Source organism: Flammeovirga sp. OC4 (genome assembly GCF_000812565.1).
In the GTDB taxonomy this organism is placed as follows: domain Bacteria; phylum Bacteroidota; class Bacteroidia; order Cytophagales; family Flammeovirgaceae; genus Flammeovirga.
In genome coordinates, this window is record NZ_JTAM01000002.1 from 113,950 (window position 1) to 138,561 (window position 24,612).

Annotated in this window: 21 protein-coding genes; 10 read left to right on the forward strand and 11 right to left on the reverse strand. The window is 33.9% G+C overall.

Going from position 1 to position 24,612, the window contains the following annotated elements; all coding sequences use genetic code 11:
- The gene (locus tag PL77_RS02105; protein WP_044201199.1) at positions 1 to 1,314 is read left to right on the forward strand and encodes an HlyD family secretion protein; all 1,314 of its coding nucleotides are present in this window, start codon (positions 1 to 3) and stop codon (positions 1,312 to 1,314) included.
- A gap of 467 nt (positions 1,315 to 1,781) precedes the next feature.
- Here PL77_RS02105 and PL77_RS02110 read toward each other — a convergent pair whose 3' ends face one another.
- The 3 genes from PL77_RS02110 to PL77_RS02120 all read right to left on the reverse strand — a co-directional run bounded on the left by PL77_RS02110 (position 1,782) and on the right by PL77_RS02120 (position 4,702).
- The gene (locus PL77_RS02110) at positions 1,782 to 2,909 is read right to left on the reverse strand and encodes a linear amide C-N hydrolase (RefSeq protein WP_044201201.1); all 1,128 of its coding nucleotides are present in this window, start codon (positions 2,907 to 2,909) and stop codon (positions 1,782 to 1,784) included.
- 239 nt (positions 2,910 to 3,148) lie between these two features.
- Positions 3,149 to 4,204: an MBL fold metallo-hydrolase gene (locus PL77_RS02115; RefSeq protein WP_044201202.1), complete on the reverse strand. Its 1,056-nt coding sequence runs from the start codon at positions 4,202 to 4,204 to the stop codon at positions 3,149 to 3,151.
- Positions 4,205 to 4,312: 108 nt separating this feature from the next.
- On the reverse strand, positions 4,313 to 4,702 hold the full coding sequence (locus tag PL77_RS02120; RefSeq protein WP_044201555.1) for a DoxX family protein: 390 nt from the start codon (positions 4,700 to 4,702) through the stop codon (positions 4,313 to 4,315).
- 206 nt (positions 4,703 to 4,908) lie between these two features.
- Between PL77_RS02120 and PL77_RS31680 the strand changes: the two genes are divergently transcribed.
- Entirely contained in the window at positions 4,909 to 5,073 is a 165-nt protein-coding gene (locus tag PL77_RS31680; RefSeq protein WP_156152214.1) for a hypothetical protein, read from the forward strand.
- 49 nt (positions 5,074 to 5,122) lie between these two features.
- Here PL77_RS31680 and PL77_RS02125 read toward each other — a convergent pair whose 3' ends face one another.
- Together PL77_RS02125 and PL77_RS02130 are read right to left on the reverse strand one after the other, a co-directional pair.
- A complete protein-coding gene (locus PL77_RS02125; RefSeq protein WP_082026360.1) occupies positions 5,123 to 7,951 on the reverse strand; it encodes a T9SS type A sorting domain-containing protein in 2,829 nt (942 codons plus the stop codon).
- A gap of 22 nt (positions 7,952 to 7,973) precedes the next feature.
- Positions 7,974 to 8,327: a hypothetical protein gene (locus tag PL77_RS02130; RefSeq protein WP_156152215.1), complete on the reverse strand. Its 354-nt coding sequence runs from the start codon at positions 8,325 to 8,327 to the stop codon at positions 7,974 to 7,976.
- A 442-nt stretch (positions 8,328 to 8,769) separates the two neighbouring features.
- Between PL77_RS02130 and pgk the strand changes: the two genes are divergently transcribed.
- Positions 8,770 to 9,957 (forward strand): phosphoglycerate kinase, encoded by a 1,188-nt coding sequence (pgk, locus tag PL77_RS02135; RefSeq protein WP_044201208.1) that lies wholly within the window; start codon positions 8,770 to 8,772, stop codon positions 9,955 to 9,957.
- Between the two features lie 92 nt (positions 9,958 to 10,049).
- On the opposite strand, the gene PL77_RS02140 is transcribed toward pgk, so the two are convergent.
- Entirely contained in the window at positions 10,050 to 10,535 is a 486-nt protein-coding gene (locus PL77_RS02140; RefSeq protein WP_044201210.1) for a GNAT family N-acetyltransferase, read from the reverse strand.
- A gap of 267 nt (positions 10,536 to 10,802) precedes the next feature.
- Here PL77_RS02140 and PL77_RS02145 point away from each other — a divergent pair, with 267 nt between their 5' ends.
- On the forward strand, positions 10,803 to 11,372 hold the full coding sequence (locus PL77_RS02145) for a DUF308 domain-containing protein (RefSeq protein ID WP_156152216.1): 570 nt from the start codon (positions 10,803 to 10,805) through the stop codon (positions 11,370 to 11,372).
- Between the two features lie 133 nt (positions 11,373 to 11,505).
- Here the strand turns inward: PL77_RS02145 and PL77_RS31685 are convergent, their stop codons facing one another.
- Positions 11,506 to 11,643: a hypothetical protein gene (locus PL77_RS31685; RefSeq protein ID WP_156152217.1), complete on the reverse strand. Its 138-nt coding sequence runs from the start codon at positions 11,641 to 11,643 to the stop codon at positions 11,506 to 11,508.
- Positions 11,644 to 11,954: 311 nt separating this feature from the next.
- On the opposite strand from PL77_RS31685, the gene PL77_RS02150 reads away from it, so the two are divergent.
- Complete coding sequence (locus PL77_RS02150; RefSeq protein ID WP_044201213.1) at positions 11,955 to 12,566, forward strand: response regulator transcription factor; 612 nt, start codon at positions 11,955 to 11,957, stop codon at positions 12,564 to 12,566.
- 66 nt (positions 12,567 to 12,632) lie between these two features.
- The gene (locus PL77_RS02155) at positions 12,633 to 14,477 is read left to right on the forward strand and encodes a 7TM-DISM domain-containing protein (protein WP_044201215.1); all 1,845 of its coding nucleotides are present in this window, start codon (positions 12,633 to 12,635) and stop codon (positions 14,475 to 14,477) included.
- Positions 14,478 to 14,483: 6 nt separating this feature from the next.
- Here PL77_RS02155 and PL77_RS02160 read toward each other — a convergent pair whose 3' ends face one another.
- Positions 14,484 to 15,716, reverse strand: a complete 1,233-nt coding sequence (locus PL77_RS02160; protein ID WP_044201556.1) for a DEAD/DEAH box helicase — start codon at positions 15,714 to 15,716, stop codon at positions 14,484 to 14,486.
- A 650-nt stretch (positions 15,717 to 16,366) separates the two neighbouring features.
- Here PL77_RS02160 and htpG point away from each other — a divergent pair.
- The 4 genes from htpG (at position 16,367) to PL77_RS02180 (ending at position 20,458) form a co-directional block, all read left to right on the forward strand.
- Positions 16,367 to 18,241: a molecular chaperone HtpG gene (gene htpG / locus PL77_RS02165; RefSeq protein WP_044201217.1), complete on the forward strand. Its 1,875-nt coding sequence runs from the start codon at positions 16,367 to 16,369 to the stop codon at positions 18,239 to 18,241.
- Positions 18,242 to 18,395: 154 nt separating this feature from the next.
- Positions 18,396 to 19,349: a hypothetical protein gene (locus tag PL77_RS02170; protein WP_044201219.1), complete on the forward strand. Its 954-nt coding sequence runs from the start codon at positions 18,396 to 18,398 to the stop codon at positions 19,347 to 19,349.
- A gap of 139 nt (positions 19,350 to 19,488) precedes the next feature.
- Positions 19,489 to 19,971 carry a TlpA disulfide reductase family protein gene (locus PL77_RS02175; RefSeq protein WP_052444102.1) on the forward strand — a complete coding sequence of 161 codons (483 nt, stop codon included), beginning with the start codon at positions 19,489 to 19,491 and terminating at the stop codon, positions 19,969 to 19,971.
- A gap of 70 nt (positions 19,972 to 20,041) precedes the next feature.
- The gene (locus PL77_RS02180) at positions 20,042 to 20,458 is read left to right on the forward strand and encodes a secondary thiamine-phosphate synthase enzyme YjbQ (RefSeq protein ID WP_044201221.1); all 417 of its coding nucleotides are present in this window, start codon (positions 20,042 to 20,044) and stop codon (positions 20,456 to 20,458) included.
- A 2-nt stretch (positions 20,459 to 20,460) separates the two neighbouring features.
- Here PL77_RS02180 and PL77_RS02185 read toward each other — a convergent pair whose 3' ends face one another.
- The 3 genes from PL77_RS02185 to PL77_RS02195 form a co-directional block, all read right to left on the reverse strand.
- Complete coding sequence (locus tag PL77_RS02185; RefSeq protein WP_044201223.1) at positions 20,461 to 22,143, reverse strand: DUF748 domain-containing protein; 1,683 nt, start codon at positions 22,141 to 22,143, stop codon at positions 20,461 to 20,463.
- A gap of 554 nt (positions 22,144 to 22,697) precedes the next feature.
- Positions 22,698 to 23,630 (reverse strand): YeiH family protein, encoded by a 933-nt coding sequence (locus PL77_RS02190; protein WP_216595870.1) that lies wholly within the window; start codon positions 23,628 to 23,630, stop codon positions 22,698 to 22,700.
- A 72-nt stretch (positions 23,631 to 23,702) separates the two neighbouring features.
- Positions 23,703 to 24,605: a LysR family transcriptional regulator gene (locus PL77_RS02195; protein WP_044201227.1), complete on the reverse strand. Its 903-nt coding sequence runs from the start codon at positions 24,603 to 24,605 to the stop codon at positions 23,703 to 23,705.
- Between the last annotated feature and the right edge of the window lie 7 nt (positions 24,606 to 24,612).

The following is a 24,612-nucleotide window of genomic DNA, read 5'->3' on the forward strand; positions in this document are numbered from 1 at the left end:
ATGGAAAACGACGATTTAAATGAAAATGACTTATTAGAAAAGTCAGAAGAATATGAAGATATCATCTCGAGAATGCCTAATTCACTAATTATGTGGGGGTCGACGTTTATATTCTTTTTCTTCCTAATGATTTTAATACTCTCCTATTTAGTGAAATTTCCAGATATAATTAAAGGAGATGTTACCATTACTTCTATACCAAGTCCACAAAAAGTAATTTCAAAAACAACTGGACAATTAAATATCTTTGTAGAGGAAGGACAATTGGTAGAAAAAGATCAGGTGATAGCTACCATTGATGATGTTGAAAATATATGGAACGAAGTTCTTTATCTTGACGGAGTCTTAATAAAGTTTTTAGCTGAAAATGATATCTCAAAGTCGAGTATCAAAAAGGTACTAAACGAAACCGATAAAATGTCACTGCTCGGAGAGTTAAATCAAGAATACTCCCTATGGAGAAGGGCTCTAAGAGAATATGTTATTATCAATAATAATAACTTACTAAAGAATAAAAAGAAAAACATCAGAACTCAAATTAATGAGTATAAAAACCTTAATAACAATCTTTTAAGTCAAGTAGACATACATTCTAAAGAGATGGAGATCTCCGATAAGTTGTACCAAAGAGATTCATTGCTACGCCAAGAAAAAGTTATTTCTGCATCTGATTTTGAAAATGCAGAATATAAACATCTACAGATACACAGGCAAAAAGTAGCTTCTGAGGCTCAGATTATCTCCAATGAAATTACTTTAAGTGAATTAAGTAATTCAATCAATGAACTATCTATACAAGAGAGAAAAGAATCTCTTAAACTCATCAATGAAATAATTAATAGAAGTATTGCACTAAGAAATGCTATTATTGATTGGAAACAGCGGCATTTACTCACTTCAAAGATTAATGGACACGTTGCATTTCTTGACTTTTTGATCAATCAACAATTCGTACAAGCTAACAACAGTCTTTTTTCAGTGATTCCACTTGAATATTCTCTTAAAGCAAAGGTGAAAATTCCATCTACTAACTTCGGAAAAGTAAGTCAAGGTCAAAAAGTAAATATTAAACTTGAAGCCTATCCTTTTGAAGAATACGGGATGGTAAATGGAGAGATTAGTCACATCTATCAATTTACTAAAGATGACAAATACTTGTGTGAAGTAAAACTTAGAAACGGAATTAAAACTTCCTATCAGAAAGAACTTAAATATAAACAAGATCTTGTAGGTACTGCACAAATCATTACTAATGATTACAATTTAATAGATCACTTTTTTTATCAGTTTAGACAAATCGAATTTACGGAATAGACCACACGGTTCTGATTTATTTTGTAATAGTCTCATAGGTAAATTATTAAGAGTTTATTATAATATATTTTAGTAAGTTAGAATTAACCCTAATATCATCTGCTTTCATGAATTACATTTGTCAGTGTAATATTTTGCTACTTTGATGTTTGATAATATATAATACTGGAAATAAGTAATTGTTTACATTTAAATGTGCCTCCATAGTGGGGTGTAAATCAAAATCTTTTAGCAAAGCTATGTTCCTTATGACGGGCAGTTTGCAGATTCAGAAGTATCGATCCTAGTTTAAATAGGGAAGTCAATCAATTGCTTTTGTCTGGTTGAACGCTGCTTGAATGATCCCTTTTTGATGTTTTATTTCAATGAAGCATCCTTTACATTTTTAGATATAAAAACACAAAAACCTTGATCCATTCAAGAACGGATCAAGGTTTTTATCTTTAATTATTTAAGCTATTACTACCTTATTTTAAGTTAGGTGTTCTATCCAAGATATCTTGTGTTCTTTCGATATCAAGAGGAATTCTTACAAGTTCATCACCCATATCAGAGAAATCGATATTGTTAAGGTCGATTTGTTGTACTCTTCTGTTGTCTTGTGTATGGTAATCGAAAACAAGGTTTGTTACATCCCAAGATGTAGTCCAGATAGTAGCACTTCTCATTGTACTATGGTCTTTACCGAACATCTCTCCTGTACCTTCAGCACGGTCAGCGCCAAGCGTTAAGTTGAAGTTGTCTAAGATTCTGAACATTTCATAAAGTGATTCATCTGAATTTTCCATTGGTCTAGTAGTTTGTGTCCAAGCTACCGCTCTTACAAAACGTGATGGAGGTGTCATATCACCAGGAAGACCTACCATACCTGATCCCATACCAGTTTGAGTGAATTTCACTCCTTCGATTGTTTTTGAAGGTGCACCTTCGAAACTAAGATTTAAGTAGTTTCTAAGGTTGTTCATGTGCCAGTCATAAGTTGGAGCATTAGTAATTACTCCAAGAGGAGCGTCATTGATTACTAATTGACCGTTGATGTACTCGATTACGATTGATGCACCAGTTTTATCAGTCACCATCCAGTGAGAATCAACCTCAATTCCGATAGCTGCTTCTACTACACCTACCACATCAATTTTCGGAAGACCTTCTTTAATTTCCTCAATAGTTGAGTATTGAGTCAAAAGGTAATTGACTAAGTCTTGAGCAGAAATGGTATTTGCTGCATTTTCAGGCTTAAATTCGTTGTATTTTGGAGTAGAAGGGAAGTAGAAAAGTCCAACTGCTAATCCTGCTTCATTCATTCCATCAACAAGCAGATCTTTATTGATCATGTCAAGACCTACAATACCATATTTGGCTTTAAATTCTTTACCGTTGTTTCCTTCAGGAGTAAGCCCTTTAAAAACATAGTTTTGAGGGACAATGGTTACTTTTGAAAACAGATCGAAAGCTCCCCATTCCATCGTTCTACCATATCGGACACTGCCATCTTCAGCGATAAGTCTAATGCCTGTACAAGCGAAAACTGTAGAGTTTAATAGTAGTGCAAAACATAATGTTAAGATTGCTGAGATTTGAAATGATTTTTTCATGATATCTTTTAAATGATTAATAGATTAATTTTTTATTACACTACAAATATCATCGATAGCAGTACCCATCATTTGCACAAACAAATAAGGTATTTACACAAAATCGTCAATCAGTTATATATTTTAATTAAACCATAGTAAAAGGGATGTTTTGGGCTTATTTTAGACATAAAAAAAGAACAATGAAGGATTGGTAACTACCTATTATTCATTGTTCTTTATATTTTTTTATTCAAAAACTACTCATGGTTTTCCCACCAGCCGTTCAATTCATCATTTTGTCCCATCAATACAACTTTACCAATGGGAGCAGTGAAGATTTTTTGATTTTTCTTTTTGGCTTCGCTTACAAAACGCTCGATGGGGTCTTTCCATGAATGCAATGCTAATACGAAGCCTCCCCAATGCACGGGAAATGCATTTTTGACTTTCGCATCTATAGCAGCTTGTACACTCTCTTCAGGAAACATATGAATAAGGTGCCAATTTTCATTGTATTGACCATCTTCCATAAATCCCCAATCAAATGGCCCTAGTTTCTCTCCGATTTCTTTGAAGTGCTCACCATAACCACCATCACCACTCCAATAAATAGAATGTTCCTCTGTTTTAAATACCCAACCACCCCAAAGTGATTTCGCTCTATCTGTCAATCCTCTACCTGAAAAATGTCTTGATGGAGTATACGTAATATCAATGTTGTCTACCTTTATAGTATCCCACCAATCCATTTCTGTAATTTTATTCTCGTCTATACCCCAAGAAACGAGATGTCTTTTAATCCCAAGTCCAACAATAAACTGATTCGTTTTTGGAATTAGCTTTTCAATACTTGCCAAATCGAGGTGGTCATAATGATCGTGTGTCATCATCAATACATCAATTTTTGGGAACTGATCGATGATTGATAGACTATTTTCACTAAAACGTTTGGTAGTAATGGGGCCAATAGGGGAAGCATCAGGACCCAACATTGGATCAATTAGAATATTCTTTCCACCCAATTGTAGAAACAGTGCAGAGTGTCCATACCACGCGCATTTGGGAGTTTCAGGAGTGTTATTCCAAACTTCTTGATTAAAAGGGAGTATAGGTAGGTTATTTTTTGGTGCTCTTTCAGCTCTATTGGTTAATTGCTTTTTTAAGAGTCCAGGGATGTTTTTAATATTGATATTCATAGTGGTTAGGGCAAGGTTTTCAAACTTCCCATTTTTCCACTGTGGAGACTTTTCTAATTTAGATTGTTCTTGAGAAGTGACTTTACCTCCAAATTGTTTTTTGAAATTACTGAGCATATAAATTACATCTGGTTTATGATGAAGTTAGCGATGTTATTTTGTTCTCCAAAAAAATAGCCCCACTAAAATTAGTGAGGCTTATCTGTATACTATTATTACAATTCTTTACTTTAATGCTATCTGATATATATTGGGAATATTTTCTTTTTCAAACCATAATACAATTCCACTTAATAGTTCTGTAATTACAGCAAGGTAAAATAGACTTCCACCATCACCATTGACTTCAATTCCTAATAGGGTAAGGTGCATGAAAACAGCTCCCCCAATAATAGCAAAGGTCAATAGTGCTCCCAACCACGAGGTTCTAGGTATTAATATTAAAATGGCAGCTATTAATTCCATAATTCCCACTCCAATACGTCCAAAAGGTTCCAATCCGACGGTAGAAAAAATATAAACACTATCAGGGTGAGCAGTAAACTTAAACCTTAAGGTTTGAACTAATATAATGGCTATTGTAATCTTTAAAATAATAATAAGGTACTTTTTCATAATGATATTTTGTTTTTGGTTCATTACAAATATGAAGAGTTTTAGAGAATTAGAGTGTGATGTAGTTCACAGAGTAAAAAAAAACTACGGAAATTACTCATTATTCTCTTCTTCAGTGGGATACAGAGGTGTTTATATATCTTAATAAATAGATCTAGAGCGAAAAAAGTTTCGTAAAAAAAACTAAATCTAACTACATAATTGATATGATATTAAAAACTGTATGCCCCTATATCCGAAAATTCTTCTTTTGGTTTAAGTTGACAGTGACACTAACCTCTAGTTCTATCATTGCTACAGCTGAAGAAGCAGATCATGAGTTTTTTATCCTTTCTTTAGTTGAAGATGTAGCAGTTATGATTATTGATTAAAAAAAGACACCCTTTTCAGAGTGCCTTCTTGTAGCTACTGCTATTAATATTATTGGATTATAAATTTCAAACTTCTTACCTGATTGTTGTAAGAAAGCTTTAAAATATAAGTTCCATGACCAAGTGAAGGATGTTGAATAGGGTAGTTGTAATTACCCAATTCTAGTTTTTCAATTGATTTATTGTAAACTTTTTGTCCATTCACATTGATAATCTCTATATCAAGTGAAGTAGTGATTTCATTATTAATTTTTAATGTCAATGTCTCTCCTGAGGTAATAGGTGATTTTAATATAGAAACATCAGCCATAGGTGGAATTTCAATGATTGAAGTTACAGTGTCAGCATTTCCATCTCCACCGTTATTATCACCATCCCCGTCGCCGCTTCCATCACCATCACCGCTTCCATTACCGTCACCATCACCATCTCCATCACCATTATCGGTTGATAAATCATGTGTCCATGCACCTCTGCCATGTGTTCCCGCAATCACTTGATTGTCATAAATTTTGAGATCCCACACCGATACGGCAGGGAAATTACCAGCTAAGCGATTCCAACTTCCACCTCCGTCGGTAGTTTCAAATAGACCAATTTCAGTAGCAGCCCATAACTTATTGGCATCTCCAGGAAATTCTAATACATCAAAAACGGCAACATCTGGGAATCCTGTATCACTTGTTCTAGTGTTTGATGCTACCTCAAAACCTGTAATATCACTCCAAGTTTCACCAAAATCTGTCGTTTTAATAATTTTAGCGGACCCCAAGTAAGAGAATGTTACGTAAGCTATAGAAGAATCATTAGGGCTTGTTGCTAATCCTGAGATATTACCTGGATGGCTATTTATAAACTCAAAATTTTGAGTAGCATCAAAAGATCTGCCGCCATCTTTGGAAACAAAAATACGGTTTTCACTATTCATTGCACCACCTGCCCAAACAACGATAGGTGATTTTTCAGAGACTTCAACATCTAGAAAACTTGTTATATTCCAATTTTCAGTGATGTTTACTCCCGTCCATGATTGACCGAAATCAGGAGATTTCCAAATACCACTGAATCCTACTGTGTAAAGTGTATCAGGGGCGTCAGGGTGATTTCCAAGCATGGTAATAAAAGGTGCATTATCTTCACCGGTGTCTGAGAGTCCCGTGGCTTCATGATTAATTCCTCTGAATGTTGTTCCTCCATCTACTGAAACTTCAAAATTGTTATTATAATAAGAGCCCATTAAAATATCAGGATCACTTTTATAGACTAAACTGGCAAAACCATCCCCTCCAATAACTGCTTGATAGGCAGAAGTGGCTGTAGAGGCTTCGTTTTCAGGTGAAACCCATGAACCATTATCTTGTGTTCCGAAAAAATATCGATCTTCATTAGGGAATTTATCAATGGCATAAATTTGAGTAGTATTTACCCCGTTGCCAATTTTTGTCCATGCACCTTCTCCTTCTCCAGGGGTAGAAGAGTCTTGGGTGTGATATATACCACCGTCATTGGTAACGATAATAGAAAATGTCTCTGCACTTTCATCGATAGAACCTAAGGTTAGGAAATGCTGATCCGGGTGAAATACAACGGCATTGTTAGGTCCATCTCCGTTGTATTGTCCATAAGCATCAGTTAACTCTACAAAAGTGCCACTGTTTTGATCGTCTACAGTAACTTTACATAAATCTACCCCACCAATATACACTACATCTTTATCAAAAGGGTGTGCCAATACGGTATGATCATACCAACCTTGTCCACCAAGAAATGCATATTGTTGATTATCTAAAGTTACGAAGCTCCAAGTATCACCTTTATCTCTAGAAATATACAAGTTACCATCTTGACTACTGTTTCCTTCTCCCGCTATAGAAGCGAAAATTACATTAGTGTCTTTTGGAGAAACCGCTAGTTCTACCCTACCACTTTGAACTACATCAGTTGTGGATAATGTTGTCCAATTATCACCTCCATCGGTAGACTTGATAAACTCAGTTTGATTGACTGTAGCATACATAATATCAAAATTACCAGGTTCAAACACCAAAGACTCTACAAAATAAGTAGCGTTGTATACGTTCGTCCATGAGTCACCTCCATCAGTAGTTTTATAAATACCATAAGCACTTACATTGGCGTTGTCCCTTGTCGAAGCGGCAATCAATACTGTATTCGCATCATTCGGGTCAACGATAAGCTTATAGATCGTTTCATATTGTATTCTTCCTTCTAAGGCAGGTAAGTAGGCCCAAGTGGTACCTCCATCTGTTGATTTCAATACACCATTACCTACAATTGAGCCAAAACCCGAAAAGCCTTCACCTGTACCAGCGTACCAGATTTGAGAATCAGAAGGAGCAACAGCCATGCATGAAATGGCAATACTAGAAGAGGTGACACCTGAAATATCGGTCCATGTAGCACCTTTATCGGTAGTTTTCCAAATACCACCACCCACAGCACCAAGTAAAATGGTGTTGCCTGTAGCATCCTTTGGGTCGACTACGGCTGCACGCGTTCTTCCCGGTGAGTTAGAAGGCCCTCTCTCAATCCAAGTATAAGAATTGACATTATTTTTACGGCTATTACTTTTTTGAATAGCCTTTTTGAGTTCCTTTACTCGATAACCTGATACATAGTTTTCTCCAGAGGTCCTATACTTCATGCTGTTGAGGATTTCCATGTACTTTTTAGGTTTGTTGGATTTTTTATATCCGTTTTGTCTTTTCCATTTCTTCAATGCGTATTCATAAGCTATGACATCTTCAGAAGTATGTGATTGGGGTAAAACTGGTTTTGAAGATTTCTCAAGTGAATAATATCCAATTGAGCAGAGTAAAACCATAGAAAAAGCAATAGAGAGTAATTTTTTTATCATAGTATATTGAGACTTTTATGAATTATAATTTCGTAGAGTTACCTGTAGTTATATCAATAGAGTAGCGTATCACATTGGACTCGCCTTTTTTAGCAATTCCCATTTTTTGCGATGTTTTAATATGTTTTTCATCTAACCACGAAACATTTCCATCAATAAGAACTTTCAATGGATATATGATATTTTCCTTGGGGTCCATTACAATAAAACTCAACTTTTGTTTTACAGTATTTGGGGATTTTGTAAAGCATAAATAATAAGTGTTTTTCTCATTGGGTATGACGTGTACATTGTCACTTTTTAGTACAGTCTGAGCTTTTTCAAGCATATTTTTTTTGATTTCAGATTGATCTGTTTTCTGAGGTTGACAATTCATGAATAATAACATCCAAAGAAATAAAAAAATAGACGTGTTTAATTGCATAATAGTAATAAAAACCTTTGTGGTGACTAAACTTAGATTAAAGATAAGTGATATGTGATAATAGCATAACAATAATTAAGAAGTTAAAGAATTGTCAAATCTAACTATCAATACTTAGGGTACTTAGCTTTTATTCAGTTTTGTAGGAGATAAAAACATTTGTAATTTTTTTAGTGCATTTGATAAAAGTAGAGTGCACTTCACTGAGTATCTAAATAGTAGGTTAAATATGATGATAAATATTCATATTAAAAATGAAATAACGTGCATTTTACGCTTTACTGAAATAATTTTTTCCTCTGATTTTAGTCATTTTTTTAGAAGAAATATAGGTCTATGTTGCGGATGCAATTTTAAAAAATTCACAATATTCTAAAAAACGTAGTTTATTAATATGAAAACTATCGATTCTTATAATTTCGCAGGTAAGAAAGCGGTTGTACGTGTAGATTTGAACGTACCTTTAAACCCAGATTTTTCAGTTCGTGACTTTACTCGTATCAATGCAGTAATTGCTACAGTTAAGAAAATCGTTGCTGACGGTGGTTCTGCTATCTTGATGTCTCACATGGGTCGTCCAAAAGATGGTTTTGAGGATAAGTTCTCATTAAAGCACGTAGTTGCTCCATTATCTGAAAAATTAGGTCTTGAAGTTAAATTCGGTGGTGATCCAATCGGTGCTGAAGCAGACGAGATGGCTGCTAACTTACAGCCAGGTGAAGTAATGTTATTGGATAACTTACGTTTCTACAAAGAAGAAAAGAAAGGTGACGAAGAGTTTGCTAAGAAATTAGCTTCTCGTGGTGATGTTTGGGTAATGGACGCATTCGGTACTGCTCACAGAGCTCACGCTTCTACTGCAGTTATCGCTAAGTTCGTAGACGAAAAAGTTTCAGGTTATGTAATGGGTCGTGAAGTTGAAAACGCGAAGAAAATTACAGAAAATCCTGCACGTCCTTTCACTGCAATCATGGGTGGTGCTAAGGTTTCTGATAAAATCTTATTAATCGAGCGTATCATGGAAGTAGCTGATAACATCATCATCGGTGGTGGTATGGCTTATACTTTCTTCAAAGCACAAGGTGGTACTATCGGTAACTCTTTATGTGAAGAAGATAAATTAGATTTAGCTTTAGAATTAATCGAAAAAGCAAAAGCAAAAGGAGTAAACTTGGTATTACCAGTAGATTCAGTTTGTGGTGATAAATTCGGTGAAGATGCAGCTGTTGCTTCTTACGATTCTAACGCTATCGCTGACGGTTACATGGGTCTTGATATCGGACCTAAAGCAGCTGAAGAATTCTCTAAAATTATCAAAGAATCAAAATCTATCCTTTGGAACGGACCAATGGGTGTTTCTGAGTGGGAAAACTTTGCTAACGGTACTACTACTGTTGCAACTGCAGTGGCTGAAGCTACTGAAGCTGGTGCATTCTCATTGATCGGTGGTGGTGATTCTGCTGCTGCTGTAAACACATTAGGTTTTGGTGATAGAGTATCATACATCTCTACAGGTGGTGGTGCTATGTTGGAATTAATGGAAGGTAAAGTTCTTCCTGGTATTGCAGCATTAGAAGACTAGTATTTGTATTTCACAACCAAGTATATTTCCTTAGATATTTGATTATCTAAAGAATACAAGCGATACCTTTTCAATAAGGTATCGCTTTGTTTTTATAAAGTAATTTTTACAGCTGATAAAACGGGAACTTCCAAACGTTCTCCATGTTGTACCCTGCATGCATTTTTAATATAAAATTCTAATGGAGAAAGGTATTTCTGTCCGTTGTTTTTAAAATAACGATTGTGGTCAATTACCCATCCGTTTAGATTTCCAAACTGTTTTTTACCCAGCTTCAATAGAGTACTTCCAATTCCTTTTCCTTTGTGTTTTTCATCCACTATTGTTGCAAACCAACGCTCTTCCTCTCTTTCAAACTTTAGGAACCAACCCACTATTTGATTACCGTATGTCTTTACTAAAATAAAACGCTTATTAGATATGCCATTCAGATAAGTTTCAAAAGCATTTATTGATTTATAAGATAGTTGCATTGGATATTCATTATTCCAAATAGTCATTAACCTACTTTTCTCTAAAGGATTGAGTTCACTACAGATTTCATACTGATATTTATCAGATTGTAATAAAAGGTCCATTGTTTTGATTGTTTTATTATTAGCGTTATTTCATTTAAGGTAAGTACCTGTTCAAAATTAACTATGATTTATTTTTGACTTGTACTTAAAACTAATTAATCAATTCATACGGAGACAACTGAATTAATATGTTAGACATTAAACTTATGTTAAATAAATCTTTTTTTTGAAACTGGATCGAATTCAGTACGTCTAATAAATACTCAGGCAAATTAGAATAACGTTGATTTTGTTTGAGTTGCAATACCTAATTAAAAGTGAAAATAAATGAAGACGATTTGTAAACCGTATCAAAATCCCATTACACCAAAAAAATGGATGACTGCACTTACAGGAGTGTCTTATTTATTGATAAGTATAATTCTCTATACTCGTCCATTTACTAATGTATATGTCATGACAATGTTTTTTGGTATTCTACTTCTACCTTCAGCAACTTTTGATATTTATTTTTCATCAGATAATAAAGATCAAATTTTCAGTTGGGGTTTCTTATTATTGAATGCTATTGCAGACCTGTCAATGAGTATTGTTTTCATTTCACATGCCTATCTTGATGATTCTATTTTATTGTATATAGGAAGTTTTTGGATATTGGGAAAAGGGATAATTACATTAAATTTCTCTTCCCTGATCAAGAAAGAAAGGCTCATAAAATATTTTTATATTGTCACGAGTTTAATGACTATTGTTTTATCAATGTTATTAGTGATCAATGTACTGTTTTCGGAGATTCAAATTGATAAAATATTAACCTTAGCGATGCTGCTTTGTGCGGTGAATAAATTCATATCTGTCTTTTTTATAGATAAGGAGCATTACAAGGTATATTCATAAAGAACATAGTATGTGGTAAATAATGGTCTGTTAGTGACCAAAAAAAGAGCTTAGGTAGAAGAAATAATACCTAAGCTCTTTTTATTTATATCAAAGAAGTGAAACAAGGATTCATACCCTTTGTCATCGTTTCCTATTTATTCATTACCTTTTGAGTAATTGATGCCAATAATTTTTTGTTTACATCCTTATTGAAATGCTCTAAATTTCTGATAGCATCATCAAACTTAGTAGCATATGTTTTTTCAAAATTATACTTAATTTTTTTCATCTCTTTTAAAGTTATCAGCACATATATTAAATACGTTTTTAAATTTAACGTAGAATTAGGTATTGTAGACAACGATTTTCGTGAATATATATTAAAATTGTAAAACTTTACATATCGTTAAAGTGGAATCAATATTAAAATAATATTGTAACAAAAAAAGAAAAAACAGGATTGAATAAGGGTAAAAGTTGAAGAATATCCATATTAAATCCAATAATTTTATTTTTATTGAATAAAAGTTATTTACTTGAAATCAACATAATGATAAGTTTCCTTTTAAGGAAAACTCTTCCTGCTAATATTTAATCGTAATGAAACCAAAAATACTAATACTTGATGATCATATGCTTTTTTGTCAAGGGATAGAAAGGATACTCTTAGAGCAATTCAATTCTGAAATTAACATCATCAACAATCCTGAAGATGTTGCACTCGACGAGGTTTTGAATTTTGATATTGTATTGGTAGATATGGATATGCCTAGCCAAAAAGGGTATGAATTTGTAAGTAGTGTAAAAGCAACCGGAAATACTACCACAAAATTTTTAATCGTATCTATGCATAATAAGCCTTCCTTGGTCAAAAAATCAATAGAATCAGGCGTTAATGGATATATCCTAAAAGATGATCCTTTGGAGGTATTTACTTTGGCTATTACTGAAATATTAGAAGGTAAAGAGTATTATTCAGAAAGAGTTCGGGAATCGATGAAATACCTTACTCTTGAAACTATAGTATTATCACCAAGAGAAGAGCAAATCATTAAGTATATTGCCAAAGGTTTAAACGCAAATGATATTGCTGAAATGCTTTATATTAGTGTTGAAACTGTAAAGACTCATAACAGAAATATTAAATCCAAACTTAAAATTGAGAATAGAGCTCAGTTAATCAAGTATGCTTATAAAAACCTCTTGACTTAGGAAAGGAGATAGACAAGTTGATGATTACGCTCTAGATGCTTTTTTAAATTGCTCATTTTTGATTGAATGAATATTAAGCTCATACTGTTACTATCATTTTCACTGCTAAAAATTGCAACTCTCACTCATGCTCAGGTTAACGTAGAAAAGTTAGATAAAAAATTTAACTTAACTCCATATACCCAAAAGTATGGTGAAGATCAGCCTACATTTATTGATAACCGTCCTATTTTTCAAAATCATTGGCAACAACCCGATCGTTTAGGTCTTTCTAAAGGACCTACAGACAAAGGGAGTTGGTATAGATTGATTTTGTCGAGTGAAACGGAACTTCAAAAAGTGTTGTATTTTAATTATACCCTTATTCCTCAGTTAGAATTTTGGGTGTTGTCTTCTAACGGCGAAGCGGCGCACTATCATGGGGGAACAAGTAGCCTTGACCGTACACAGCATTTAGGAGTGTCGGACAAGGGGTATAGTTATGTAATGGACTTTGATGAAGGTGAGGAGAAGATCATTTATTTTAGAATGGAAGGTCAAGGTTGGCCGATTCATTCTGAGGTGTTCTTATTTGATGTTACCACCTTTTTGGAAAGTAATCAAAATGAATTTTACATCATTAGTTTTTTGAGGGCAGTTGTCATCACATTGCTTTCAATTGGCTTCTTTATTGGAATATTATCTCGTCAACGTGTATTCATATTTTATGCTTTAACTTTTTCTGCAGGTATTCTTTTTGCAGAGTGCGAAATTGGCTTATTTGTAGATGCATTTAAAGATAAATACCACGAGGCGAATTACATTTTACGTCATTTATTAAATGTAGCTTATATTTTTACGCTCGTTTATTTTTACAACTACTTCACACCGGAAAAACGTTTTTTCAAACAGTTTTTAATTTGGTTTAATCCATTAATTGCGATCTACACGGTAATTTCTTTTACCTCTTTAGTTGCGAGCGAAAACCCAGTGATTGTTTATGTCAATTTCATTTCTGTTGTTATTTTATCTTGGGTAAGTTTCTTTGGTAGCTCGGTGATTTTATATAAAAAGAGGAATCATTCCATATTGTCAAAATACCTTTTCCTGGTTCAGATGAGCCGTTTGGTCATCATTGCTATTTTTGTGACTTTGCCACATATGGGGGTGATACAGAGGGCTTCATATACTGATTATATCTATTATATATTTATAGTATATGAATCTATTGTTTACTTCTATCTCCTTCTGAAGCGTTCTATCACGATTTATAATGAGAAAATTGAGCTAAAAAAGACGATGCTAGAAAAGCATAAATTATATTCAAAAGCGGTACTGGAAGGGCAGGAAAAGGAAAGAAACCGAATAGGAAGGGAGTTACACGATTCAATTGGAGGTAATTTGGCATTATTCAATAAGTCTGATGCCAATATGAGTAAGGAAACGAAAAGCATACTGACAGATACTATGGATGCCATCCGAAACCTAAGTCATGAATTAATATCCCCTAGTTTTCATCATATCTCCTTTAAAGAGTCGGTGATTGATTTAGTATCAAAGTACAACTCCAGTAAGCAAAAGGTAATTGTACAATTTCATGAATGGCCGGAAATTACAAATAAGGAAATTCAACATCACTGCTTTAGAATAACACAAGAGTTGATTCATAATGCGGAGAAACATAGTAAGTCTAGTATGGTATTTATACAGTTTTTTGGAATTGAAAACAAAAGAGGTAATATCTATTATGAAGACAATGGAGTAGGGTTTGATGTAAATGCTGTAAAAAGCGGTATTGGGCTTAGAAATATTGATTTTAGGTCAGCTTCGATTGGAGCGAAACTGACCATTGAATCTTCTATGAAAGGAACAATTGTAAAAATTGAAGATATTGTTTTAGAAGAGGGTAAGATGAAGAAAACGACAACTTAATTGTCATTATGACTTCTTGTTCGTATTCTGTTTTCTTCGATTTCCCTGTTTACTTCTTTTGATTTGTTTCTTTCTTTTTGCATCTCTTTGAGCGATGTCTTTTTCTTTCTCCAACATAGGAAAAGGATTATCTTTGATCTCTGGAATTTTGTGTCCGATTAACTTCTCAATGTTTTTGACATCTTGTAGTTCAGTACCATCGGCCAACGAAATAGCAGTTCCTTCTTCACCAGCTCTTCCCGAACGACCAATTCTATGAACATACGTTTCTGCGACTTCAGGAATCTCAAAGTTAATCACGTATTTCAATTGGCTAATATCAATTCCTCTAGCCGCAATATCTGTAGCGACTAAGATTCTTGTCTTCTTTTTCTTGAAGTTTTCTAGTGCTCTCTGACGGGCAGTTTGCGATTTGTTACCATGAATAGCTTCTGCTTTCACACGGTTATCATTAAGAGTTTTTGCCAAATGATTGGCACCTCTTTTAGTTCTCATGAAAATCAGAATACTCTCCTTTTTATTATTATCCAAGATTTCAAAAAGAAGCTGTTTTTTATTTCTCTTATCCACATAGTAGATATACTGATCAATAGTGTCAGCAGTGGAAGAAACAGGTGTAACAGCTATTTTTAAAGGATTATTGAGCATGGATTTACTAATCTCCTGAATAGTGGCAGGCATTGTCGCAGAGAAAAGTAAAGTTTGTCTTTCTGACGGAATGAGAGTAATGATCTTTTTTATATCATTGATAAATCCCATATCCAACATTTTATCAGCTTCGTCTAGCACAAACATTTCGATATGCTTTAGATTTATAAACCCTTGCTGATGTAAATCCATTAATCGGCCAGGAGTGGCGATCAATACTTCTACCCCTTGCTTTAATCTTTTGATCTGCTTATCATGAGGAACACCACCAAAGATGACCAACTGTTTTAGTTTGGTCTTCTGATTGTATAAGCTGAAATTATTGGCTACTTGAAGGGCCAACTCACGAGTAGGTGTAAGAATTAAAGCTCTTATTTTTTGACCATTGTTCGAATTTTTCTTCAACAATTGAATAATTGGAATACAAAAAGCGGCAGTTTTACCTGTTCCGGTTTGAGCACTACCTTGTAGGTCTTTTCCTTCTAAAATAGATGGAATAGCTTTTTCTTGAATGGGTGTAGGATTGTCATATCCTCTATTTTCTAACGCTTCTTGTATTTCAGGGATAACTCCCAATTCTTCAAATGTCATGGACAAAACGATTTTGATTTTTTTGTAAAGGTAGTTGTTTGATACTTTAGTGCATAGTATCATTTCTAAAAGGTCATTAATAACGATTGGAAAGTTTACAATGTTAGAAATATTATAAAAGAAAAAAGCTGTCGAAATATTCAACAGCCTTTTCATTATGATGTGTGACTACTTATACAAATTTGAAAGGCAAAGTAAAATTTGCGTCATTACTTTGCGACGTTTTGAAAACTCTAATTCTGTACTAAAATGTGTTTCTAATAGGGAATATCTTTTACATGACGCTGAAAAAGACACTGAATTGCTGATTTAGTTTAAATCTTCTATACCCGCTTTTAGATATTTAGTAAGAGAGTGTTTCTATGGTTTATGCACTGACTTCGACAATTGTTATATTGAATTGTTAACGAATTCAAATATCATCCAAAATTGTCGACGTCATCTACAAATCTATCACATTTTTAATATTAACCCAAGAAAAGGTCATTTTTAATGGAAGTATTAAAATCAAAACTGACAAATAGGCAGTTCTAAGTGTCAATATTACCCAGTTTTAGTATTGGAATACAATTTGAAAAGAATGTCATGACTTTAAACAAGAAGTTTTAGTCTTTAATAAATAAGTATTTTAATAAACAAAAAATATAAACATGGCAGCAAAAGGTTCTATTTCAGTAAATACTGAAAATATCTTTCCCATCATTAAAAAGTTCTTATACTCAGATCACGACATTTTTTTACGTGAGTTGGTAGCCAACGCAGTAGATGCAACTCAAAAACTTCAAAAACTTGCTTCAATGGGCGAGTTTGACGGAGAACTAGGTGATCTAACGATTCAAGTAGACGTAGACAAGGAAGCAAAAACAATTTCAATCACTGACCGTGGTATCGGTATGAGTGAGGACGAAGTTGAAAAATATATCAACCAAGTAGCCTTCTCAGGTGCTACTGAATTTGTTGAAAAATTCAAAGACGTAGATACTTCTACAATCATCGGTAAATTCGGTCTTGGTTTCTATTCAGCATTTATGGTTTCTGACCATGTTGAGGTAATCACAAAGTCTTTCAAGGATGCTCCATCTGTAAAATGGACTTGTGATGGCTCCACTACTTATGAGATCGCTGATGCTGACAAAGCAGACAGAGGTACTACAATTGTACTTCACGTAAATGAAGATTCAGAAGAGTTTGTAGATGAGCACCGTTTACGTGCTATCTTAAATAGATACTCTAAGTTCATGCCTATTCCAATTCAAGTAGGAGTAGATAAAAGAACGGAGAAAGAAGGTGAAGGTGATGACGCTAAAGACGTTGAAATCGTTGAGCCGCACATCATCAACCAAAAAGAGCCACTTTGGACAAAAGATCCTAAGTCATTAACAGACGAGGATTACATCAACTTCTATAAGGAGTTGTACCCAATGTCTGAGGAGCCATTATTCTGGATTCACTTAAACGTGGATTATCCATTTGAATTGACAGGTATTCTTTACTTCCCTAAAGTAAAAGAAGACATCACTCCACATAAAGACAAGATCCAATTGTACTCTCGTCAGGTGTTTATCACTGACAATGTAGAGGAAATCATGCCTGAGTTCTTACGCTTGATGCACGGTGTAATTGATTCTCCAGACATTCCATTGAACGTGTCAAGATCATACTTACAGTCTGATTCAAATGTGAAGAAAATCTCTAGCTATGTTACTCGTAAAGTGGCAGATCGCTTGAGCAGCTTGTTTAAAAATGAGAGAGAAAGCTACGAGACAAAGTGGGAGAGCATCGGCCTATTTGTGAAGTATGGTATGATGACAGATGACAAATTCTTCGATAAAGCGAAAAAATTTGGTCTTTTTGAAAATTTAGAGGGCAAAAAATTTACTTTAGAAGAATATAAAGAGCATATTGCATCAAATCAGGTAGATAAGGACAACAAACACGTATTCTTATATGCTACTGATCAAGGTACTCAAGATACTTATATTCAAGCTGCTAAAAAGAAGGGGTATGATATCTTGAAAATGGATACAATGATCGATACTCACTTTGTGAGCAACACAGAGCACAAGTTCGAGAACATCACAATGAAACGTATTGACTCTGATACAGTCAATAACTTGATTGAGACAGATGAAAAAAACGAATCTGTTTTAACAGAAGATGAGTCTAAGAAATTAGTTGATATCTTCAAACGTGCATTGAACGATGATAAATTGGAGCCAAAAGTAGAAGCAATGACTGCTGATGAGTTACCTGTTATGATCACTAAGCCTGAGTTCATGCGTAGAATGGAAGAAATGTCTGCGATGCAAGGCGGAATGGGAGGCATGTTTGGTGGATTCCCAGGTGCTGATACAGTAACAATCAACGGTAACAGTGAGTTAGTATCAAGAATCTTAAAAGAAGAAGATGCTACAGCACAAGATAAATTGGTGAAACATGCTTATGATTTAGCAAAACTTTCACAAGGTAACTTGAAAGGAGCTGATCTTACAGCATTTATCAACCGCTCGTTAGAAATTATATAATCAAGAGCTCGCTCATCAAGAGTGAGTTTTTGAATCGTTAATGAAAGGTCGTTGAGTATTCTTACTCTTCGGCCTTTTTTACTGTGTTGATTTTTTAGCAACAGTTTAAAAAAACTGTATATTTGGCTCTCGCTTAAAGTAAAAGAAGATTAATATGCATTCAATCGCGAAAAAAATTCTTTCAAGAGAAGAGTTCAAAAATAAACCACCAGTATTAGTAGATGTAGGAGCTTCAGGAGAAATTCATGCAAAATGGAGAGAGATTGCTCCTTATTCAATATGCATAGCTTTTGATGCAGACGATCGAAAATTTGATATTTCAGAAGAAGATAATCAAGGGTTCAAAAAGCTCTACAAATTCAATTGTATAGTATCGGATCAAGAAGTTGAAAAGCTTGATTTTCATTTAACCAAAAGTCCTTACTGTTCTAGTACATTAATTCCTGATCAGAATAGTGTGAAAGATTATATTTTCTCACCTTATTTTGAATTGGATAAAACGATTCAACTCAATAATATTTCCATCAGTCATGCTTTAGACAAGTTATCATTAGATTACATTGACTGGTTGAAAACGGATTCTCAAGGTATTGATCTTCGAATTTTAAGAAGCTTAAAAGCGGATATACAAGATAATACTTTAGCGATTGATTTTGAGCCGGGACTTACTCAAACTTATAACGGGGAGGACAGTGCAAGTTCGGTTTTGAGTTATATGGCTGGAAAGAATTTTTGGCTTTCAGAATACGAAGTTCAAAAAGTAATTCGTGGTAATCATAAAACCTATGAAAACCTGTTTTCTGGTGCTTTAAACAAAAGATTGGCTAAAGTTACGTTGAAAAAGGCACCTTTATGGGTAGAAATTTCGTATTTAAATAACCTGGAGAAGGAAAATATAGCTATTCGAGATTTTCTTTTAGGGTTGTTATTTACCATGATCAATAAAGAATATGTAGTGGCATTGGAATTGGCGAGAAAAGGAAAACAGATCTATTCAGACCCGATCTTTGATGAAATAGAAACAGAAGTTTATGCTAAGATTAAAAAGAACTTTTGGTCTGAAGCATTCTTTAATGAAGTGGTAAAGAAATTTAAAAGTATATTTTAATCTTACATACCCTGTCTAACAGAAAGGAAAAATTGTCAGAATATAAGGAAGTATTCCCTATCCAATTCATTTATATTTTAATCAACTTTACATCTAATAATAAAACACTAATCAACTTTTTAAATTAAATCACAGTACAATGAACAAGAAAAATATTATTACTGCCCTATCCTTACTTTTATCAATCACTTTATTCAGCTTTTTAAATGTTGAAAAAGATAAAGTATATACATTTAAAAATTTGGAAGGTAATGAAGTTAACCTGGCTGACTTTAAAGGAAAATATGTATACATTGATGTTTGGGCTTCATGGTGTGGACCTTGTCTGGGTGAGATTCCTTCATTAAAAGCGTTAGAGGAAAATCATAAAGATGGAGATGTCGTTTTTGTAAGCTTATCAGTGGATCAAGATACAAAAGCGTGGAAAAAGATGGTGGCAAAGAAGGAATTACATGGAAATCAGTTTCACTATTCTGGAAACCAAGGTTTTATTGAGAAATTCAATATTTCAGCTATTCCGAGATTTATCTTATTAGACAAAGAAGGTAACGTAAAAGAAGCAAATGCTCCACGTCCTTCGTCTTCTGAAATTAAAACATTATTTGACGAATTAGGAATCTAATCTTTATTCGAAAACATAATTATAAGAACTGTATGGGAAGTAACTCATACAGTTTTTTTATTTTTGAACTATGGTTATTCAAAAGACAATTTCATTAAGACCTTATTCAAGAGGTTATCATATTATTACGGAGGAGGTACTGGCTCAAATACCTGAAATGAGAGGCAGAAGCGGAATATTACAAGTTTTTATCCAACATACTTCAGCTTCATTGACCATCAATGAAAATGCAGATCCTTCAGTTAGAACAGATTTTGAGTCACATTTTAATAAAGTGTATCCAGAAAATGCTCCTTATTATGAACATACTTATGAAGGGCCTGATGACATGCCTGCTCACTTAAAAGCATCAACCTTGGGAAGTAGTGTTTCATTACCTATCGGAAATGGTAGACCTTTGTTGGGTACCTGGCAAGGAATCTATCTTGGCGAACATAGAGATAGAGGAGGGAGTAGAAGGTTAGTCCTTACTTTTATAGGAGAGTAATGTTAGCTCTTTTTTTTCTTTTTAGCTTTTTGGTTTTGTTTATAGGCCTTTTTCTCATCGTCAGGTAATTGTCCGTAAATACCAAGGACTGATGTTTGAGCTCCCGACATAATGGTATGAACGAGGTAATGAACAAAAGATTTATAACCTACACGTTTGTAATATAAAGGAGCATGTCTTGGTTTTCTATTTTCTAAGTTTTGACGATGGACAATATTATTGGCGGCAAAACCAGCAATAGATTCGACAACACTTGATTTATTATCATTTTTGCCGGTTACTTTAATTTTCAGATCTTGATAGAAAAAATCCAAGTTTCCTCGGCCAATAGAATCATTGAGTTGTGCATTAAAATCAATCGAATTTACATAACCTTTTTGAAATAGTACTCCCATATTATGATGAGTAAATGAGTTTAATACCGTGAGAGGGAAAGGATCAAGATGACCTTTTGCTTTCATAAAATAAGGTTCTTTTTCTCCAAGTAAAATATCAATGTGAAGGTTTGTCTTTCCTTTGCCCGATAGTTTACAGGCCAAATCCACTTGAACTACATTTTCTTTTTCATTATTGACATCGCTGATCGTTCCATTGATGTGTGTGATCGGAAGTATACCAGGTTGTTCTGCACCTTTGCTTTTTTCTTGATATGTCAGCTGACTATTTGTCAATTCAATACTATCAATAGCCAATTGAAAATCTAATTGTTTTAATATATCGTGTGGAAGTGGTTTTATGGCAGAAGTATCTTCTTCATAATTCTTATCCCTATAGATGTTTGCTTCAAGTGAATCGATGATAATTTTTTCTAGATGGAAACGATCTTGATTAAAAAGTTCTTCTTCTACTAAACCATGACCTTCTAGTGTTTTTATTTCTGCAATAAACCGATCCGTTTGTTGCCCCACAATTTCAAAGAAAACATCATCACTATATTGTGGTATTAGTTTTACTCCTCCCAATTTGAAAAAATCTCTTCGGTTGCTGATTAGAAGGGTATCAAATTGATAATGATAAAGGTCCTTATATCCTTTCATAAAAGTGGGTCCAGAAGAAAAGAAAAAGCGGTCCAAATCAACCACTTTACTTTGGTTATCAAGTGAGTCTAGGTTAAATTTTAATCCTTCTATGACAAAACTTTGAGTGGTATGAAAAATATGCAGGTGATGGTATTCATTGGTCACTAAATATCCATTAATCTCTGTATTTAATATACTGATAGATTGAATGCCAATATTTGATAGTCGTGCTCTTAGTGCATCAAACTTTGGAATAGGATTTGGCTTTTTCTTGATTTGATTGATAGGGGATTCTTTCCAGAAATATTGAAAATTAGGATGTATAATTCTGAAATCTTCAATAGTTATATTCTTAGAAAGTACTCCTAGGTAGAGGTTAGAAAATTCAATGCTTAAAGTATCAACAGTTCCGTTTACCCAATTGTCTTTTTCTTGATTAATATGAGGTATAATACTGATTCCAGTTGCTTCAATTCTACTGTTGGCCCATTCAATGGAAAACTCTTGAAAGTTAACAAAGTATCCTTTTCCATTTTTTCCTAGTGCAACTTCTTTTAAGGTCTGAGCTGCAAATTCTTCTAATCTCTTTTGTCCTGTTGAAAAGAGGTAAAGTATTAGAAGCGTAAGAATAATAGCGAGTGAGAAGAGAATAGTTTTCTTTTGCATTGATAATAATTGGGCTTTTTAATTGGTTTGTACATTGTAAACTAAATTATCGTTAACTATCAGTCTATATTTCTACTAGATTTTATAGGGACTACTTCCAATCTTCTTTCTTCTTCATTTTTGTATTGAAACAAAAACGAAGCAAAAAATTCAAGGCTTTGAAGTCAAAAGCTAAATTCCATTCCTTTCGCCTATTAAAAGGTTAACTCGATCAAAACTTCATCGTTTTGAGATGCTCAAACAGCAAAACCATTTTTAACGGCTCACTACATGGTATTCTTAACGCTTTTCTCTTCAAGGCCGAAGGAAGAAGTAGCAAATTGGGTAGAAAGTCCACTGGCGCGAATGTTAAGCGATAGCGTCATTCGTGTCCTACAGATCAGCAGAAATCTCCTGATTTCTAAATATTATAAATATAGTTTACAGTGTAGTAAGTATAAAGCTAAAAGATAAGAGTTGTGTTATATCATTTTAACTAAGTACCTATATTATAAATATAAGAAAATCCCTGACAATAAGAATATTGCAGGGATTTGATATTGGGTTAATTCTCTTTAAAAGAGATGAATTACAGCGAATAATGATATTGAAGAAACAATTACCCAAAGTGCTATACCTTGATACATTGGTCTTGTTCCAACATGTTTAACACTTGACACATCCATTGTACAACCAACAGTAAACAATGCTAATGAAAGTCCTTTATGAGCAATGAATTTACAAACAGGAGCAAGAGCATCAGCACCCGGTACATAAGAGTTGATCAACATGGCAACGATAAAACCTAAGATGAAAATAGGCATCGTTTTCAAGCTCATTTTTCCTTTTTGTGAGAATGCAGCGATCAATGAGATCGGAACAATCCAAAGTGCTCTAGTTAATTTGACAGTTGTTGCAATTTGAAGTGCTTCTTCACCATATTTTGCGGCAGCTCCTACTACAGCACTTGTATCATGAATGGCTAGTGCTGCCCACCATCCAAACTGAGTTTGTGAAAGTTGGAAGTATTCGCCTACTACAGGAAATGCAACTAAAGCAACAGCATTAAGAATAAAGACTGTAGCCATAGCTACTGAAATTTGATGTTGGTCGGCTTTTAGAGCGGGAGCCATAGCAGCAATTGCACTACCTCCGCAAATGGCAGTACCAGAAGCGATCAAACGGTAAATGGTTTTATCTAAACCTAATTTTTTACCGATGTAAGCACCAAAAGTTAATGTCAGTGCTATACTACTAAATGTGATCAATGACCCTTCACTTCCTGTCTTCATGGCATCAACAGCATTCAAGCCGAACCCAAGGAAAACGACAGACCATTTCATTAATTTATTGCTTAAGTTTTTATTAAGGGTTGGATTAGGTATTTTAAATAATAAGGCAAAGATAATTCCGGCAAATAATGACATGGCTGGAGTCACCCATGGAGTCAAGGTTAATAAGGCTAAAACGATATATACAACTTTATTATATTGATTTGACTTTTTCATTTTCATATTCTTTTGATAACAATACAAATGTCATAAGTATTAGGATCAAAATGAATGAAGAAAATGAATGAGTTATAACTTTTTGTTATAATGAAGCATAGCGTAATCCATAAAAGTTGTACCTAGACCAATAGAACCTCCTTCCTTTATTACAAAATGTAGGTCTCGGTTAATTTCAAAGTCTTCAATATCGATAATTTGTAGCTGGTCTCTATTCAACTCTTCAAGAATAGAATAAATGGATAGCAACGCATAGTTAGGAGAAGCCTCAATGTATCTTTTTATACTCTCAGTGGAGTCTAATTGCATTGCAATTGTGAGATCATCTTCATGAAGTTTTTTTTCAGCAAGAGCATCTTTAATGATTTTTCGAGTGCCACTGCCTTGTTCTCTGATAACAAAAGGTTTTTTTAAGAACTCTTTAATGGTCAATGAACTTTTGTGTCCTTTATGAAATTTTGTTGAGCAAACCACGACAAGTTCATCTTTTAGAAAAGGAATATATTTCAAACCCCCTCGGTGTGGCGAACCTTCAATCATTCCTAAATCAATAATATCATCAATCAACCAATTTTCGATTGCTTCTGTATTCCCACTTTTAATTTCAATATTGACGTCTTTTACTTTTTGTTGAAAAGAGGCTATTACTTTTGGAATAATGTATTGAGCAATGGTTGTACTTGCCCCAATACGTATTGTACCACCTTGATTATCCCTTAAAGCATCAATCTCAAATTTTAATTGTCGTTCTAACCCAAAAATCTTTTCGCAATAACTTTTCAGCACTTCTCCGGCAGGAGTAATATGAATAATTACACCTTTCCTTTCTAATAATGGGACCTTATATTCCTCTTCCAATGCTCTAACATGTTTTGTGACCGCAGGTTGAGAAATTTGGAGTGCCTCAGCTGCTTTTGTAAAGCTTTGTCGTTGGACAACTTCATAAAAAACATGTAAGCGGAAGTGTGATTTCATAAGTTCG

Excerpts from the sequence above, each read along its gene's own strand:
- PL77_RS02125 (WP_082026360.1), bottom strand. The coding sequence starts at position 7,951 with ATGATAAAAAAATTACTCTCTATTGCTTTTTCTATGGTTTTACTCTGC.
- PL77_RS31685 (WP_156152217.1), bottom strand. The coding sequence starts at position 11,643 with ATGAAAAAAATTAAGTATAATTTTGAAAAAACATATGCTACTAAGTTT.
- PL77_RS02110 (WP_044201201.1), bottom strand. The coding sequence starts at position 2,909 with ATGAAAAAATCATTTCAAATCTCAGCAATCTTAACATTATGTTTTGCA.
- PL77_RS02170 (WP_044201219.1), top strand. The coding sequence starts at position 18,396 with ATGCATTCAATCGCGAAAAAAATTCTTTCAAGAGAAGAGTTCAAAAAT.
- PL77_RS02160 (WP_044201556.1), bottom strand. The coding sequence starts at position 15,716 with ATGACATTTGAAGAATTGGGAGTTATCCCTGAAATACAAGAAGCGTTA.
- pgk (WP_044201208.1), top strand. The coding sequence starts at position 8,770 with ATGAAAACTATCGATTCTTATAATTTCGCAGGTAAGAAAGCGGTTGTA.
- PL77_RS02115 (WP_044201202.1), bottom strand. The coding sequence starts at position 4,204 with ATGCTCAGTAATTTCAAAAAACAATTTGGAGGTAAAGTCACTTCTCAA.
- PL77_RS02155 (WP_044201215.1), top strand. The coding sequence starts at position 12,633 with ATGAATATTAAGCTCATACTGTTACTATCATTTTCACTGCTAAAAATT.
- htpG (WP_044201217.1), top strand. The coding sequence starts at position 16,367 with ATGGCAGCAAAAGGTTCTATTTCAGTAAATACTGAAAATATCTTTCCC.
- PL77_RS02190 (WP_216595870.1), bottom strand. The coding sequence starts at position 23,630 with ATGAAAAAGTCAAATCAATATAATAAAGTTGTATATATCGTTTTAGCC.
- PL77_RS02140 (WP_044201210.1), bottom strand. The coding sequence starts at position 10,535 with ATGGACCTTTTATTACAATCTGATAAATATCAGTATGAAATCTGTAGT.
- PL77_RS02150 (WP_044201213.1), top strand. The coding sequence starts at position 11,955 with ATGAAACCAAAAATACTAATACTTGATGATCATATGCTTTTTTGTCAA.
- PL77_RS02195 (WP_044201227.1), bottom strand. The coding sequence starts at position 24,605 with ATGAAATCACACTTCCGCTTACATGTTTTTTATGAAGTTGTCCAACGA.
- PL77_RS02145 (WP_156152216.1), top strand. The coding sequence starts at position 10,803 with ATGAAGACGATTTGTAAACCGTATCAAAATCCCATTACACCAAAAAAA.
- PL77_RS02120 (WP_044201555.1), bottom strand. The coding sequence starts at position 4,702 with ATGAAAAAGTACCTTATTATTATTTTAAAGATTACAATAGCCATTATA.
- PL77_RS02180 (WP_044201221.1), top strand. The coding sequence starts at position 20,042 with ATGGTTATTCAAAAGACAATTTCATTAAGACCTTATTCAAGAGGTTAT.
- PL77_RS02105 (WP_044201199.1), top strand. The coding sequence starts at position 1 with ATGGAAAACGACGATTTAAATGAAAATGACTTATTAGAAAAGTCAGAA.
- PL77_RS02185 (WP_044201223.1), bottom strand. The coding sequence starts at position 22,143 with ATGCAAAAGAAAACTATTCTCTTCTCACTCGCTATTATTCTTACGCTT.
- PL77_RS02175 (WP_052444102.1), top strand. The coding sequence starts at position 19,489 with ATGAACAAGAAAAATATTATTACTGCCCTATCCTTACTTTTATCAATC.
- PL77_RS02130 (WP_156152215.1), bottom strand. The coding sequence starts at position 8,327 with ATGAATTGTCAACCTCAGAAAACAGATCAATCTGAAATCAAAAAAAAT.
- PL77_RS31680 (WP_156152214.1), top strand. The coding sequence starts at position 4,909 with ATGATATTAAAAACTGTATGCCCCTATATCCGAAAATTCTTCTTTTGG.